The sequence below is a fragment of the Nocardiopsis oceani genome, assembly GCF_054777395.1.
In genome coordinates, this window is sequence record NZ_BAAHAR010000087.1 from 1 (window position 1) to 13852 (window position 13852).

Below are 13852 nucleotides of genomic sequence, written 5' to 3' on the forward strand. Positions count from 1 at the left end.
GTCTCGGCGGGCTTCCAGGGTCATCCTGGTTGCGCGTTCACGCAGCTCATCGGGGTACTTCCTCGGTGCTGCCATGTCTCTCATCCTTCCCAGGATTGAGAGCCTCCATCAGACCCGGTACGAACCAGGGTGTGCCGGGGTCCGCGGGGACCCGCCAAGGTTAGCGCCAGGCTCCGTCCTCCTGCCAAGGCCAGTGCGCGTCCCGGCCGGCCTCGATGAGGAGGATCAGGCCAACGTGCCAGGTCAGTCAATGGGGTACCCGTTCTGTGCCAGGCAGGCGTCGTTGTCCACGAACCCGTGGGCGTTCTCCTCGCACGGGTCCATCCCGGGCGGCCGGTAGAAGGGGTCCTCTACCTCCGGGGCCGTGTCCTCGACCGCTTCCGGAGGCGGAGCGGGCGGCTGGTACACCGTTGATCCCGTGTCAGTGGCGGTCGCGGGGGGTTCAGGCTCGCGCGGTTCCCGTTCCGGTTCCCGCTCCTCGGGCTCTACGAAGAACTCCCTCTCTGGTTCCTCTGTTTCGACAGGTACCTCGGGCGCGCAGGCGCTCAGAGCAAGGGCTGGAGCCGCCGCGGCGATGCTGAACGTGCGCATGTCACTCCGCGATAGGTATCGAGGAGACGTCCAAGCCTTCGCCTCGGTTGTCCCGCCCTGCCTGACCAGGGCCAGGTCACCCCGCCGGGGTGCGGGGGCGGATGCGGGCTACCTTGCTGACTCCCCAGGCCACGAGGCCGGAGGCGGCGCCCACCAGGGTGCCCGTGACCAGGCTTCCCACGGCCGAGAAACCCCGCATGATCGCCTCCTGGACGCCCGGGGACAGGTCGCTCAGGTTGCCGCCGAGAGACGGTGGATCCCCCTCCCAGGCCAGGTTCCACAGCAGCTGGTGGCCCAGCAGTAGGAACACCCCGTACACGGCTCCCACAGCCAGGAGCGTCAGGAAGGGGTTCAGCACCCGCCGCAGCACCGCCACCGCGATCCACACCACGGGCGGAACGAACACGAACAGGGCGTTGACGAAGGTCCCCTCGTGGATGATGCCGAGGTCGTGCAGGACCACGCGGGGCGCGGCGAGCAGGGCCAAGACGACGATGGCGGGGACGGAGAGGCCCAGGGCTGTTCGGTGGCTTCGGTTCATGCTCCCCATGCTGGGCGAGCGGCCCTCCGTGCGCGTCAGCTCTCGGTATCGCCCTGCTACGCCCGAGCGCGTAGCCCGGACCGTGCGGCGTCGGTCCTCTCCCGTGCGAAGCCACCTGCGGTACGGTCGCCGGTGACATCGGGTGGCCGCTCACACACACCCGGCTTGGGGAGGATCCCGTACATGATCAGGAACGGTTGGATCCTGACCGCCGCCATGACGGTGGTCGCGCTGATCGTCGGGTTCGGCGCGGGGTGGTTCGCCCAACGGGCCGCACACGACCCCGCGGAACCGTCTCCCCGCGCCGAGGACTCCCTTCCCGGAGAGCCCCTCCCCGACGACGACGGGGACCGGCCCGATTCCGGGTTCGGGACGGTGACCGTGGACCTGGACGAGACCCACGACTTCGGTGGCGGACTCTCCATCCGCCTGACCGCCTTCGAGCGCGAGGTGGAGGAGGGCGGCCTCGATCCGGCCACCGGCGAGGAGGGCGACCTGCCTTACCTCTCGTGGACGGTCGAGCTGGCCAACGAGGGCTCGGAGACCGTCCAGACCGGGCTGGTCACCAAGTCCTGTGCCGTGGGCGATCCTCTGGAGGAGTCCGGTTCCCCCGGACTGGGCGACAGCGTCAACCCGCCCGAAAGCCTCGAACCGGGCCAGTCCGGGGCCTGGGACGAGGACTGCTGGCTCGACGAGGACGAGAGCCAGATCCAGTACACCGTCGAGTTCCACGACCAGGACTTCGTGCCGCTCTACCCGCCGGTCACCTTCGCGGGCACGGTGGAAGACTAGCGGACGGGAGAGGGCCGGTCCCGGGAGTCCGGAACCGGCCCTTCCGTACCTGAGCGGTGTACCGCGGCTCGAGTGTGCCGCTGCTAACCGGCGAACAGGGCGGCCGCCTGGATGGAAGTCTGCACCACGCCGTACCCCAGAGCAACGGTCACGACCACCCACAGGAAGAGTGCGGCGGCCTTCGACGCCTGGTCACGTGTGCTCTGTTCCATCGAGTTCTCCTTGGTCGAAAGGTCGGAGTCCGTCATCGGTCACACCGCCTCTCGGGTCGGTTCCGGCGTGACGGTCTCCACCTGGACCCGCTCCGTGGGCAACGGGCGGACCAGCATGTTCGCCACGAAGCCGATCACCATCACGGCCACGATGAGGTAGAGGGACAGCGTGTAGAGGTCCGCGCCGGAGTAGCCCGCCGCGAGCTGGTAGTCCGCGATCACGTTGACGATCAGGGGTCCGGCGATGCCCGCGCACGACCAGGCGGTGAGCAGGCGGCCGTGGATGGCGCCCACGTTGAAGGAGCCGAAGAGGTCCTTCAGGTAGGCCGGGATGGTCGCGAACCCGGCGCCGTAGAAGGACAGGATGATCCCGGTGACGGCGACGAAGAGCACCACGGAGCTGGTCCCGGCGACGGCGATCAGCAGGTAGAGCAGCCCGCCGATCCCCAGGTAGCCGATGTAGGTGCGCTTGCGGCCGATGACATCGGACGCGGAGGACCAGATGAAGCGCCCGAGCATGTTGCACAGCGACAGGAAGCCGACGTAACCCGCGGCCTCGGCCGGGCCGACCTCCGTGAAGAAGTCCTGCACCATCGGTGCGGCCTGTTCGAGGATGCCGATCCCCGCGGTCACGTTGCAGAAGAGCACGATCCACAGAAGCCAGAACTGGCGGGTGCCGAAGGCCCGCTCGACGCTGACCCCGTCCGTGGCGGCGTCACCCCCGCTGACCGAGGGGCCGGGCTCCCAGCCCTCGGGCTTCCAGCCGGGCGGCGGGACCTTGACGGTCATCGCGCCCAGCATCATGGCGGTGAGGTAGATACCGCCGAGGATGAGGAAGGCGGGGACGATCGCGTCGGCCGGGGTGTCGCCGAAGCGCTCGAGGAGGGCGGCGGACAGGGGCGAGGCGATGAGTGCACCGCCGCCGAAGCCCATGATCGCCATGCCGGTGGCCATGCCGGGGCGGTCGGGGAACCACTTGATCAGGGTGGACACGGGCGAGATGTACCCGATGCCCAGTCCGATCCCGCCCAGGACGCCGTAGCCGAGGTAGAGCAGCCACAGCTGCCCGGTGGCCACACCGAAGGCTCCCACCAGGAAGCCGGTCCCCCAGCACAGACCGGAGGCGAACATCGCCTTGCGGGGACCGTTGCGCTCCACCCACTTGCCGCCGAAGGCGGCGGACAGACCGAGCATGACGATGGAGATACTGAAGACCACGCCGATCGCGGTCAGTGAGGTGTCGAACCGCTCCACCAGCGGTGTCTTGAAGACACTGAACGCGTACACCTGCCCGATGGACAGGTGCACCGCGAGCGCTGCGGGCGGGATGAACCAACGGCTGTAGCCGGGCGGAGCGACACTCTTCTCCCGATCGAGAAACGACAGCACGGCCCATCCTAACGATTGATTTACGGTCCGGAATACGCTTCCGATTTCTGCGACCTCCCGGTCAACAGGGAGAAGCCTGGGACATCGTCACAGTCTCTGTGACGACAATCAAATACACGTTTCCTTTCGGGCAATAACCCGTGATTATCAAGGACCGGCGGCGGGGCAAGAAAGCTCCGTGGGAGCCGGGTTCGGAAACCTCAGCCGCTACCGGTCGCAGAAACCTCGGAAATCCCGGATTCCGGCGGGGAGGAGGGGTGCAGGCGGTGCAGTTGCCCTTCCAGATCGGCACCGGCCAGGGCCTCCAGGAGGGCGCGGGCCAGTACCGGTTCGGGGTCGCGGTCGGCGATGACCAGGCCGATCGCCTTGCTGACCTCGGGTTCCACCAGGGGGACCGCGCGCATGCCCGGCGGCACCGGATGCAGATAGAGCCAGGCGTGCGACATCACGGCGGACCATCGACCCTCGCTGACGTGCGAACACAGCGCGCTCACCGAGTTGGTCTCCATTTTGGGCACGGGTTCGGTGCCGGCCCGGCGGAACGCCTCGTCGACGATGCGGCGGTTCTGCATGTCCGGGGTCAGCAGGCACAAGGGCGCCTTGGCCGCTTCGGCCCACGTAAGGCTCTCCCGGTCGGCGAAGGGACCTTCCTCGGGGGTGAGAAGGACGTATTCCTCCTGGTAGACGGTCCGCTTGCGCACGTGTGCCAGGGGTTCGTTGTCCACGTATGTCAGACCGACGTCGATCGTGTAGTCGGTCAGCCCCTGCTGGATCTCGTTCGAGGTCATGGACACCACGGACAGCGTGACCAGCGGATGCTGTTCGCAGAAGGCATCCGTGATCAGGGAGATCGAGCTCAAGGTGGTCGGTATGGCTCCGATGCGCAGGCGCCCGCTGAGCCCTTCGCGCAAGCTCCTGACGTTCTCCACCAGGGAGTCGTGTTCGGCCAGGACACGCTGGGCCCATGCGACGATCCGCTCCCCCTCGTGCGTGAACCCGATGAACCGGTTGCTCCGCTTGACGATGGGGACGCGGAACTCGCCCTCGAGCTTCCGGATGGCCGCCGACAGCGCCGGTTGGGACACGTGGCACACTCGGGCAGCGCGGGCGAAATGGCGTTCCTGCGCCAGCGCGGTCAGGTACTTCAGCTGGCTCAGCAACATCGCGCAATAATACAGCCGTCTGGGTCCAGCGCCAACAAGGGCGGTCAAACCCTTGTCCACTATCCTCTCATTCTGCCCGTGTCCGTGAGGTCCCTCTGGACAGAGAGCCGCGCAATGAGAGAATGCGAAGTGTGACACAATACGACTCGGACATGCCCGATCCCGCACAGGACGCGCCGGAAGTCAAACCGCCGAAGAAAAACGCGGCGGGTATTCCGGCTGTGCTCAACAGCGTCCGCCACGTAACCGAACAGGCCGGGGTCCGGCGCGGGCTGCCCGCCATGCTCGCCATCAACCAGAAGCGCGGGTTCGACTGCCCAGGATGCGCCTGGCCTGAGCCCGACAAGCGCCACAAGGCGGAGTTCTGCGAGAACGGCGCCAAGGCGGTCGCGGAGGAAGCCACTCACAAGGCCGTGGACGGAGCGTTCTTCGCTCGCTACCCGGTCACCGAGCTGTTCGACCGCTCCGGCTACTGGTTGGGCCAGCAAGGTCGCCTCACCGAACCCGTGTACCTGGCTGAGGGCGCCACCCACTACGAACCCGTCTCATGGGACCGCGCCCTGAACATGATCGCCGACGAGATGCGCGCCCTGGACACACCCGACGGCGCAGTGTTCTACACGTCGGGGCGTACGAGCAACGAGGCCGCGTTCGCCTACCAGCTTCTGGCCCGCCAGCTGGGCACGAACAACATGCCCGACTGTTCCAACATGTGCCACGAGTCGTCCGGTTCGGCGCTCACCGAGACACTGGGCATCGGCAAGGGCACGGTGTCGCTGGAGGACCTGAACGAGGCCGACCTCATCATCGTGGCCGGGCAGAACCCGGGTACCAACCACCCGCGGATGCTCAGCGCGCTGGAGAAGGCCAAGCGCTCCGGGACCAGGATCATCACGGTGAACCCGCTGCCGGAGGCGGGTATGCGCGAGTTCCGCAACCCGCAGAACGTGCGCGGCATGCTGGGGCGCGGCACCGAGCTCACCGACCTGTTCGCGCAGATCCGCGTGGGCGGGGACCTGGCCCTGTTCTCTGCGGTGAACCGGCTGCTGCTGGAGGCCGACCAGCGCGGCGAGGAGGTCCTGGACCAGGGTTTCATGGACACGTTCACCCACGGCTTCGACGACTTCGCCAAGACGCTGCTCGACGAGCCCGAGGACGAGTTCTGGGCCCGCACCGTACGGGACACGGGTCTCTCCCGTGAGCTCATCGAGGAGTTCACCGCCATGGTGGTGGCCTCCGAACGGATCGTGGTGTGCTGGGCGATGGGTCTGACCCAGCACAAGCACTCAGTGCCGACCATCCGCGAGGTGGTCAACTTCCTGCTGCTGCGCGGCAACGTGGGCCGCCCCGGCGCGGGCGTGTGCCCCGTGCGCGGCCACTCCAACGTGCAGGGCGATCGCACGATGGGCATCTTCGAACGCCCCGCGGAGTCGTTCCTGGACGCGCTGGGCCAGGAGTTCGCCATCGATCCACCGCGTGAACACGGCCACGACACGGTGGACTCGATCCGGGCGATGGCGCGCGGCGAGGTGGGCGTGTTCTTCGCGATGGGCGGCAACTTCGTGTCGGCCACCCCGGACACCGAAGTGACCGAGGAGGCGATGCGCCGGGTGGGGCTGACGGTGCACGTGTCCACCAAGCTGAACCGTTCCCACGTGGTGACCGGCACGCGGGCGCTCATCCTGCCCGCACTGGCCCGCACCGACCGCGACCTGTGCGACGGGGAACCGCGGTGGATCACCGTGGAGGACTCCATGGGGCTGGTGCACGCCTCGCACGGGGTGCTGCCGCCTCTGTCAGAGGGGATGTGGTCCGAAGTCGACATCGTCCGGGAACTGGGGCGGAGGTTGTTCGGAAACGATCCGGTGGACTGGGACCGGATGGCCGACTACGACCGGGTGCGCGACCACGTGGCCGCGGTCGTGCCGGGGTTCGAGGACTTCAACACCAAGGCGCGGCAGTCCGGCGGCTTCGCGCTGCCGAACGCGCCGAGGGACGACCGGAGCTTCCCCACCGCGACAGGGCTGGCCACCTTCACCGTCAACGGCACTTACGCGCCCGAGGTTCCCGAGGGGCGGCTGCTGCTGCAGACGCTCCGCTCGCACGACCAGTACAACACCACCGTCTACGGGCTCAACGACCGGTACCGGGGCATCAAGCGGGGCCGCCGGGTGGTTCTGGTCAACCCCGAGGACGCCCGCGAACTGGGCCTGGCCGACGGGGCCTACACCGACATGGTGGGCGAGTGGTCGGACGGCCGCGAGCGGCGCGCGGAGCACTTCAGGGTGGTGCACTATCCGACGTCGCGGGGCAGTGCCGCCGCGTACTACCCGGAGACGAACGTGCTGGTACCGCTGGACTCCACGGCGGAGGTAAGCAACACGCCCACCTCGAAGTCGGTGCTGGTCCGCTTCGAGCCCTCGTCCCAGCCCGGCTAGGGCCGGTTCAGCCGACCCCAACGCAGGCGCCAGCGGGGGCGCCAGCGCAGCCACGGCAGCCACGGCTCCCCCGGCGGGTGCGGGACGGAGGGATCGGCCACGCCGCTCTGGATGACGTCCTCGACCTCGTCGAACCTGATCCCGGCGAACACCATGATGTCGCTGGCGACCATCTCCACCGCGAGGTGCGTCGCGTGGGTCACGGGGTCGTCGTCCGGGCGGCCCGCGCCGTACTGGCGGGCCGCCCTCAGGGCCTGTTCCACGGCCTGTTCGCGCGCCTCACGGCTGCTGAGGTCGTCGGCGAGCGTGGCTAGCACTTCCGCCATGCCGGAAACGATGGGCGCCAGCTCGCGGCGTTCGTCGGCGCCCATGGAGGTGGTGGTCCGGGACAGGAAGAGGCAGCTCTCGCCGAGCAGGATGAGCCGTTCGATGATCTCGTCCTCGTCCAGCACGGGCCGCGGGTCGCCCCAGCGGATCGTGGAGAGGCGGACGGTGGACCTGCTGCTCTCGCGTGCCTTGCTGAGTTCGGCCATGGGTCTGCTCAGGTCGCCGAGCCGGTTGACCATCTGTTCGCTGGAGGCGTCGCCCTCCTCGGTCAGGGAGCGTCCTACGACGGCCAGCATGCGGGACATCTCCGTGAGGGCGTCCTCCTCGATCCGGCGCAGCATGGCAACGAGCCGGGCCGGGAACAGGAGCTGGCTGAAGGCCAGGGCTACCCCGGCGCCGATGAGCGCGTCGACGATCCGGTCGATGCCGGGACTGTCGGCCCCGACGAAGATCGTGGTGAGGATGGCGCTGGCGGCGGCCTGGCCGATCACGATCCGCTCGGCCCTGATCGCGACAGCCGCCGTCATGGCTCCTGCGGTGCCCAGCGCCAAGGCCGTGAATCCGCGGTCGGTGACGATCAGCGCTAGCTCTCCCGCGAGGATGCCGAGGAAGACCCCGGTGAGGAGGCGGAGCGCGTTGGCGCCGCGTTCCCCGCCCGTGGCGTTGAGCGCGATGACGGCGGCGATCGGTGCGAAGAACGGGTTGTGGTCCTGGATGAGGCCCCCGGCGATGGCCCATGCCAGTACCGCGGCGATGACGGCGAGGACGATCGAAGAGGTATGGGCAATCACGCGCTCGCCTGCTTCCACCGATGCGGTCCTCGCCCGGTGCAGCACGTCGCGGGTCCTCGTTGGCAGCTCTCCCATGTTCTCCTCACCGACGAAGGGGCACGCCTTCCGGGGGGGCGGGGGCAGCCGGTTTCATTCTTGCCGATGGGAGGTGCCTGAGTGTGGGTACGCCATGCACGGTGTTTCGCGCGGCCGTGCCGGGGTGCGGCCCCGGTGGCTTGAGTCACCGGGGCGCCCCCTTACTGTGGCGGCATGCCAACGATCTACCTGATCCGCCACGGTAAGGCCTCCCCCGAGGCGGCGGACTACGACGAGCTGAGCCCCACCGGATACGAACAGGCGCGCCTGCTGGGCGCGGAGCTCAAGCGACGCGGGCTGCCGGTCGGCCCCGTGGTCTCGGGCTCGCTGCGGCGCCAGCGCCAGACCGCCGACGCGGCTCTGGCCGAAGCCGGGATCGACACCTCGCCCGCCGTGGACGAGCGGTGGAACGAGTACGACCACCTGAACCTGCTGGGGCGCTACCCGATCGAGACGGGCAGTCTCCAGCAGCGTTTGGACGCTTCACTGGCGTCATGGACCGCCTCCGGTGAGGAAGGCAAGGGGTCGTGGACGTCGTTCCGCGAGGGGGTGCGGGCGGCCCTGGGCGACGTGGCCGCCTCCCTCGGCAAGGGGCAGACCGCGCTGGTGTTCACGTCCGCGGGGGTGATCGGTGCCGCGTGCTCGACGCTGGTGGACACCCCGACCTCCGGGTTCATCGCGATGAACCGCGTGGTGGTGAACGGTTCGGTGAGCAAGGTGGTCCACGGGCGCGGCGGGACGCAGCTGCTCTCGTTCAACGACCACGCCCACCTGGAGCAGGGCGGCCCGGAGCTGATGACCTACCGCTGATCCGGGCTTTCCTGTGCCCGTTCCATACCGACTGGTCGGTCCCGACTGTGGGACCGACCGGATCGCACTTCGGACAGGCCCGGACGCCCTCGCAGCGCTCAGGCGCGGCGTTCGGCGTCGCGGGCCAGGACCGCGCGCAGGCCCAGCTCATAGCCGAAGATCCCGCAACCTGCCACGTAACCGGCGGCCACCGGAGCCGTGACGGAGGTGTGCCGGAACTCCTCGCGGGCGTAGACGTTGGAGATGTGTACCTCGACCACCGGTGCCTCGATCGCCTCGACAGCGTCCCGCAGGGCGATGCTGTAGTGGGCGTAGGCGCCGGGGTTCATGACCACGCCGGCCATGTGCCGAGCGGCGTGGATGCGGTCGACCATGCCGCCTTCACTGTTGCTCTGCTCGCAGACGACCTCCACCCCCAACTCCTTACCCAGGGCCTTCAGACGCCCTTCGACCTCGCCGAGGGTGGTGGTGCCGTACTGCTCGGGGTCGCGGGTGCCCAGCAGGTTGAGGTTGGGGCCGTTGAGCAGCAGGACGGTGCGGGCGGTCTCGGTCATGGGGGTGCTTCCTAGCGTCTCGGATTGGTGGCACCAGGTTAGCCCGGAGTGGCGGGTGGCCCCGGTCACGTGCGGGTTTGCCGGACCGGGTAACATACCGACCAGTCGGTTCATTACTTTTGGAGGCAACCCGTGGCGTCCACCCTGCTGTCCGCGCGCGACCTGCAGTTCCTGCTCTACGAATGGCTCGACACTGAGGCCCTCACCCAGCGCCCCAGGTACGCGGACCACTCCAAGGAGACCTTCGACGGCGCCCTGGAGTTGGCCGAACGCGTGGCCACCGACCACTTCGCCCCGCACAACAAGGCCAACGACGCCAACGAACCCCACTTCGACGGCGAGCGCGTCCACGTCATCCCCGAGGTGAAGAAGGCCTTGGAGGTCTACGCCGAGACCGGCCTGTCCTCCATCGCCATGGACGCCTCCGTGGGCGGCGACCAGATCCCCCGGGTGGTCTCCAGCGCCTGCAGCGCCTATTTCCAGGCCGCCAACCTGGGCACCTCCGCCTACCCCTTCCTCACCTCGGGCAACGCGTCCCTGCTCGTCGCGCACGGCAGCCCCGAACAGGTGGAGACCTTCGTACGCCCCATGGTCGAAGGGCGCTTCACCGGGACCATGTGCCTGTCCGAACCCCAGGCGGGCAGCTCGCTCTCCGACATCACCACCCGCGCCGAGGCGGTCGGTGACGGCACCTACCGCGTCTTCGGCAACAAGATGTGGATCTCCGCGGGCGACCACGAACTGACCGAGAACATCGTCCACCTGGTCCTGGCCAAGATCCCCGGAGGGCCGCCCGGGGTGAAGGGCATTTCCCTGTTCATCGTGCCCAAGTACCTGGTCAACGAGGACGGAACGCTCGGTGAGCGAAACGACGTCGTCCCCGCCGGGCTCAACCACAAAATGGGCTACCGGGGTACCGTCAACGCGCTCCTGAACTTCGGTGAGGGCCAGCACGCCCCCGGAGGCGAGGCCGGAGCGGTGGGCTACCTCGTGGGCGAACCCCACCAAGGCCTCAAATACATGTTCCACATGATGGACGGTGCCCGGATCGGCGTGGGTGCCGGGGCGATGGCCGTCGGCTACACCGGTTACCTGAAGTCCCTCGAATACGCCCGCGAGCGCGTCCAGGGCCGCCCGCTGGGGGCGAAGAACCCCGAGGAGCCCCAGATCCCGATCATCGAGCACACCGACGTCCGCCGGATGCTGCTCGCCCAGAAGAGCTACGTGGAAGGCGCGCTCGCCCTGGTCCTGTACTGCGCCCGGCTCGTGGACGAGAAGGCCAGCACCGACGACCCCGAGGCCGCGAAGAAGGCCCAGCTGCTCCTCGACACGCTCACCCCGATCGTGAAGAGTTGGCCCTCCCAGTGGTGCCTGGAAGCCAACAGCCTCGCCATCCAGGTCCACGGCGGCTACGGCTACACCCGCGAGTACGACGTGGAGCAGCACTACCGCGACAACCGCCTCAACGCCATCCACGAAGGCACCCACGGCATCCAGGCCCTGGACCTGCTCGGCCGCAAGGCCGTCCAGGACGGCGGGACCCGGCTGACCGTCCTCGTAGAGACAGCCCGCGCCACCTCCGAACGCGCCCGCGCGCTGGGCGACCGCGAGGCCGAATACGCCGACCTGCTGGACGCCGCCCTGAACCGCGTTGCCGAGACCGCAGCGGCCACCTGGTCCGAAGGCGACCCCGCGGTGGCCCTCGCCAACGCGACGCCGTACCTCGAGGCTGTCGGACACGTGGTGGTCGCCTGGCTCTGGCTCGAGCAGCTGGTCGCCGCGCACGGCAAGTCGGGCGGCTTCTACGAGGGCAAGCGCGCCGCGGCGGCGTACTTCTTCCACCACGAGCTGCCCCGTACCGGACCCCAGTTCGATCTGGTGTCCTCCCGCGACCGCACCGTCCTGGACGTGTCCCCCGACGTCCTCTGAGCTACTCCCAGACCGCGGTCTCGGGGTCCACGCCCCGGGACCGCGCGTTGGCGTCGACCACCTCACGCAGCCAGTCGACCAGGCCCGGGGCCATGTTGTCGTAGTGGGCGCTGAATGCGGGATCCTCCGCGTACATGCGGCCCAAGCACACGTGCATGGAGTACGTACAGTCGAAGTAGGCCCCGATCGACGCGCGGTGCCGTTCCGCCAGAGCGTTGGCCCGTTCGCTCCCGGGGGCCACCCCCTCGGCCTTGGCCGCGGCGAGGTCGGCGTCGAGTTCCTCGACCCGCCGCGTGATCTCCTTCCAGTCCTCGGGCGTGCGCCCGGCCGCGCGTTCGGCCGCCTGTGCCCACTGTTCGGTGTGGCCCCAGCGCTCACGCGCCTCAGCGGCCCACGAGGGCTGCCATTGCTTGCCGAATATTGCGACCTGTTCCTCCGCCGACAGCAGGACCCCGGCGCGCCTGGCCTCAGCCATGCGGTCGAGCCCGTCCGCCATGCGCCGCAACCGCCCGATGCGCTCCAGCAGCTGGTCGCGCTGGCGGAGCAGGGATTCGGCCGCCTCTTCGGAAGGAGAGTCCAACAACGCCGCGATGTCCTCGAGGGACACGCCCAGCTCGCGGTAGACGAGTACCCGGTGGAGGCGGGCAACGTCCTCGGTCGTGTACAACCGGTACCCTGCGGCCGTGCGCCCCGACGGGCGGACCAGCCCGATCTCGTCCCAGTGGTGGAGCGCCCGGACAGTGACGCCCACCAGCGAGGCCGCGGACCCAACGGTCTCCGCGGACCCAACGGTCTCCGCGGACCTTTCTTGATCCTTCACAGGTCCCAGTCTGCCACTCGATCCCCCACTACTTCCCGGGGTATTCGATGCCCATGTCCCGGATGTTCTGCGCCTCAGCACTGTCCGGGTCGTGCGGGCGTGCAGCAGTCATGGTCACCCGGGTGTTCTCCGGGGTCACCACCTCCACGTCCACCGTGTTCCAGGGCGTCTGCCGCGGCCCGCTCGTGCAGCCGGGGCGCAGCTCCTCGCAGGCCTTAGCGATCCCGTCGACTTGGCTCAGCACACACGAGAAGCTCACACCCGCCACAGGAGCCTCCGACGGCGGCTCGCCCGGCACCAGCAGCACGTCCTGGAACGCCCAGCGCCGCAGATGCGTGATCTGCTCAGGTATCGAGAACAGGTCGATGAACCCCAGACCGCGCACCCAGAAGTCTGTCGACTCGGCCAGGTCCCCACTCGGCACGTTCAGGAACATCGGCATGCCGTAGATGCCACGGAACTGCTCGGGCGGCACGGCGCTGGGGCCGGGCTGCGGAACAGGGCTGATGCTGAATGCGGAAAAGTACTCGCTCATGTCGTCATCGTGAACCCTCACGTCGCGTGAGGGTCAAGCGCGAGGGCAGTGCTGAGGGGCTTTCTCCTGTGGTTGGGGGTTTCCTCTCTGGGGTGGGGTTCCCCCCTTTCCCGCCGCCCGATTGTGGCCGTCTCCGCTACGCGCCTCAAGGTCGTCGCCATCGAGCGCTTCGCGCATCAACGGCGCTCCACCTTGACCCGCTCCACTACGACGGCGGGTTGGCGGCTATCGGGAAAGGGGGACGGGTGGTCGAGGCCCATGCCGGGTCGGCCTGGCGGCCGATGCCTACCCCTGCGCCGGAGCGTTGACGCCTGGCGGTGTCGCGGCCGGTCATGCTCTGCTGCGAAAGCCGAACCCCTGTCGGCCTGGGGGCCGATACCTGCCACTCCGCCGGAGCGTTGACGGGTCGGGTGTCGCGGCCGGTCATGGTGTGCGGCGAACCCCCCGGGAGGGTGCCGGGGAACCAGGGCATCGGGGCGTGGGGGCGTGGGGGCGTGGGGGCGTGGGGCGGTAGGGCCTTGGCGGGCGGTTACCGCTCCTCAGGTGTGGCGGTGGGTGTGGGGGCTGGCTCTGGGTCCCCCGGTGGGTCCTTACCCCCACCCGAGTCCTTGTTGTTGTTCCGGTTGCGGTGGGAGGGGCGGCCCTGCCACGTGGACCGGCCCGGGTTGGTCTCCCTGCGGTACTTGAGCCGGTTGTGGTCCGAGCACAGCGGCTGGATGTTGTCCGCACTGGTGGACCCGCCGGCAGAGAAGCTCCTCTTGTGGTCGGCCTCCGACCCGCTGGCCGGGGTGTTGCACCCCTGGTACCAGGCGCAGGTGGTGTGACCGAACATCCCCGCATCCCGCAGAGCACCCGTGGCATCGCGCTGGGTACGGCCCACGTCCA

At 68.7% G+C, this 13852-nt stretch carries 14 protein-coding genes; 4 read left to right on the top strand and 10 right to left on the bottom strand.

What is annotated here, in order from left to right; translation table 11 throughout:
* Window positions 1-243 precede the first annotated feature (243 nt).
* Together ACYVDG_RS31790 and ACYVDG_RS31795 are read right to left on the bottom strand one after the other, a co-directional pair.
* Entirely contained in the window at window positions 244-591 is a 348-nt protein-coding gene (locus ACYVDG_RS31790) for a hypothetical protein (RefSeq protein WP_460763491.1), read from the bottom strand.
* A gap of 76 nt (window positions 592-667) precedes the next feature.
* On the bottom strand, window positions 668-1132 hold the full coding sequence (locus ACYVDG_RS31795) for a hypothetical protein (RefSeq protein WP_460763495.1): 465 nt from the start codon (window positions 1130-1132) through the stop codon (window positions 668-670).
* A gap of 183 nt (window positions 1133-1315) precedes the next feature.
* Here ACYVDG_RS31795 and ACYVDG_RS31800 point away from each other — a divergent pair, with 183 nt between their 5' ends.
* Window positions 1316-1924, top strand: coding sequence for a hypothetical protein (locus ACYVDG_RS31800; protein WP_460763498.1), 609 nt, complete (start codon window positions 1316-1318; stop codon window positions 1922-1924).
* Between the two features lie 83 nt (window positions 1925-2007).
* Here the strand turns inward: ACYVDG_RS31800 and ACYVDG_RS31805 are convergent, their stop codons facing one another.
* The 3 genes from ACYVDG_RS31805 to ACYVDG_RS31815 form a co-directional block, all read right to left on the bottom strand.
* Window positions 2008-2172 (bottom strand): MFS transporter small subunit, encoded by a 165-nt coding sequence (locus tag ACYVDG_RS31805; RefSeq protein ID WP_460763503.1) that lies wholly within the window; start codon window positions 2170-2172, stop codon window positions 2008-2010.
* A 3-nt stretch (window positions 2173-2175) separates the two neighbouring features.
* Entirely contained in the window at window positions 2176-3525 is a 1350-nt protein-coding gene (locus ACYVDG_RS31810; RefSeq protein ID WP_460763506.1) for an L-lactate MFS transporter, read from the bottom strand.
* Between the two features lie 200 nt (window positions 3526-3725).
* On the bottom strand, window positions 3726-4688 hold the full coding sequence (locus ACYVDG_RS31815) for a LysR family transcriptional regulator (RefSeq protein ID WP_460763513.1): 963 nt from the start codon (window positions 4686-4688) through the stop codon (window positions 3726-3728).
* A gap of 122 nt (window positions 4689-4810) precedes the next feature.
* Between ACYVDG_RS31815 and ACYVDG_RS31820 the strand changes: the two genes are divergently transcribed.
* Window positions 4811-7126 (top strand): FdhF/YdeP family oxidoreductase, encoded by a 2316-nt coding sequence (locus ACYVDG_RS31820; protein WP_460763516.1) that lies wholly within the window; start codon window positions 4811-4813, stop codon window positions 7124-7126.
* Here the strand turns inward: ACYVDG_RS31820 and ACYVDG_RS31825 are convergent.
* A complete protein-coding gene (locus tag ACYVDG_RS31825) occupies window positions 7123-8319 on the bottom strand; it encodes an FUSC family protein (RefSeq protein ID WP_460763520.1) in 1197 nt (398 codons plus the stop codon). The genes ACYVDG_RS31820 and ACYVDG_RS31825 overlap by 4 nt on opposite strands.
* 174 nt (window positions 8320-8493) lie before the next feature.
* Here ACYVDG_RS31825 and ACYVDG_RS31830 point away from each other — a divergent pair, with 174 nt between their 5' ends.
* On the top strand, window positions 8494-9129 hold the full coding sequence (locus tag ACYVDG_RS31830) for a histidine phosphatase family protein (protein ID WP_460763524.1): 636 nt from the start codon (window positions 8494-8496) through the stop codon (window positions 9127-9129).
* 98 nt (window positions 9130-9227) lie between these two features.
* Here ACYVDG_RS31830 and aroQ read toward each other — a convergent pair whose 3' ends face one another.
* The gene (gene aroQ, locus ACYVDG_RS31835; protein ID WP_460763527.1) at window positions 9228-9683 is read right to left on the bottom strand and encodes a type II 3-dehydroquinate dehydratase; all 456 of its coding nucleotides are present in this window, start codon (window positions 9681-9683) and stop codon (window positions 9228-9230) included.
* A 132-nt stretch (window positions 9684-9815) separates the two neighbouring features.
* Here aroQ and ACYVDG_RS31840 point away from each other — a divergent pair, with 132 nt between their 5' ends.
* Window positions 9816-11612 (top strand): acyl-CoA dehydrogenase, encoded by a 1797-nt coding sequence (locus ACYVDG_RS31840; RefSeq protein ID WP_460763531.1) that lies wholly within the window; start codon window positions 9816-9818, stop codon window positions 11610-11612.
* Window position 11613: 1 nt separating this feature from the next.
* On the opposite strand, the gene ACYVDG_RS31845 is transcribed toward ACYVDG_RS31840, so the two are convergent.
* The 3 genes from ACYVDG_RS31845 to ACYVDG_RS31855 form a co-directional block, all read right to left on the bottom strand.
* Window positions 11614-12432, bottom strand: coding sequence for a MerR family transcriptional regulator (locus ACYVDG_RS31845; RefSeq protein ID WP_460763534.1), 819 nt, complete (start codon window positions 12430-12432; stop codon window positions 11614-11616).
* 28 nt (window positions 12433-12460) lie between these two features.
* Window positions 12461-12967 (bottom strand): VOC family protein, encoded by a 507-nt coding sequence (locus tag ACYVDG_RS31850; protein WP_460763537.1) that lies wholly within the window; start codon window positions 12965-12967, stop codon window positions 12461-12463.
* A gap of 529 nt (window positions 12968-13496) precedes the next feature.
* On the bottom strand, window positions 13497-13852 hold a 356-nt coding region (locus ACYVDG_RS31855), incomplete at its 5' end, for an HNH endonuclease signature motif containing protein (protein ID WP_460763542.1).

Coding starts and splice junctions, on each gene's coding strand:
- ACYVDG_RS31805 (WP_460763503.1), bottom strand. CDS start 2,172: ATGACGGACTCCGACCTTTCGACCAAGGAGAACTCGATGGAACAGAGC.
- ACYVDG_RS31815 (WP_460763513.1), bottom strand. CDS start 4,688: ATGTTGCTGAGCCAGCTGAAGTACCTGACCGCGCTGGCGCAGGAACGC.
- ACYVDG_RS31800 (WP_460763498.1), top strand. CDS start 1,316: ATGATCAGGAACGGTTGGATCCTGACCGCCGCCATGACGGTGGTCGCG.
- ACYVDG_RS31825 (WP_460763520.1), bottom strand. CDS start 8,319: ATGGGAGAGCTGCCAACGAGGACCCGCGACGTGCTGCACCGGGCGAGG.
- ACYVDG_RS31830 (WP_460763524.1), top strand. CDS start 8,494: ATGCCAACGATCTACCTGATCCGCCACGGTAAGGCCTCCCCCGAGGCG.
- ACYVDG_RS31795 (WP_460763495.1), bottom strand. CDS start 1,132: ATGAACCGAAGCCACCGAACAGCCCTGGGCCTCTCCGTCCCCGCCATC.
- aroQ (WP_460763527.1), bottom strand. CDS start 9,683: ATGACCGAGACCGCCCGCACCGTCCTGCTGCTCAACGGCCCCAACCTC.
- ACYVDG_RS31850 (WP_460763537.1), bottom strand. CDS start 12,967: ATGAGCGAGTACTTTTCCGCATTCAGCATCAGCCCTGTTCCGCAGCCC.
- ACYVDG_RS31790 (WP_460763491.1), bottom strand. CDS start 591: ATGCGCACGTTCAGCATCGCCGCGGCGGCTCCAGCCCTTGCTCTGAGC.
- ACYVDG_RS31820 (WP_460763516.1), top strand. CDS start 4,811: ATGCGAAGTGTGACACAATACGACTCGGACATGCCCGATCCCGCACAG.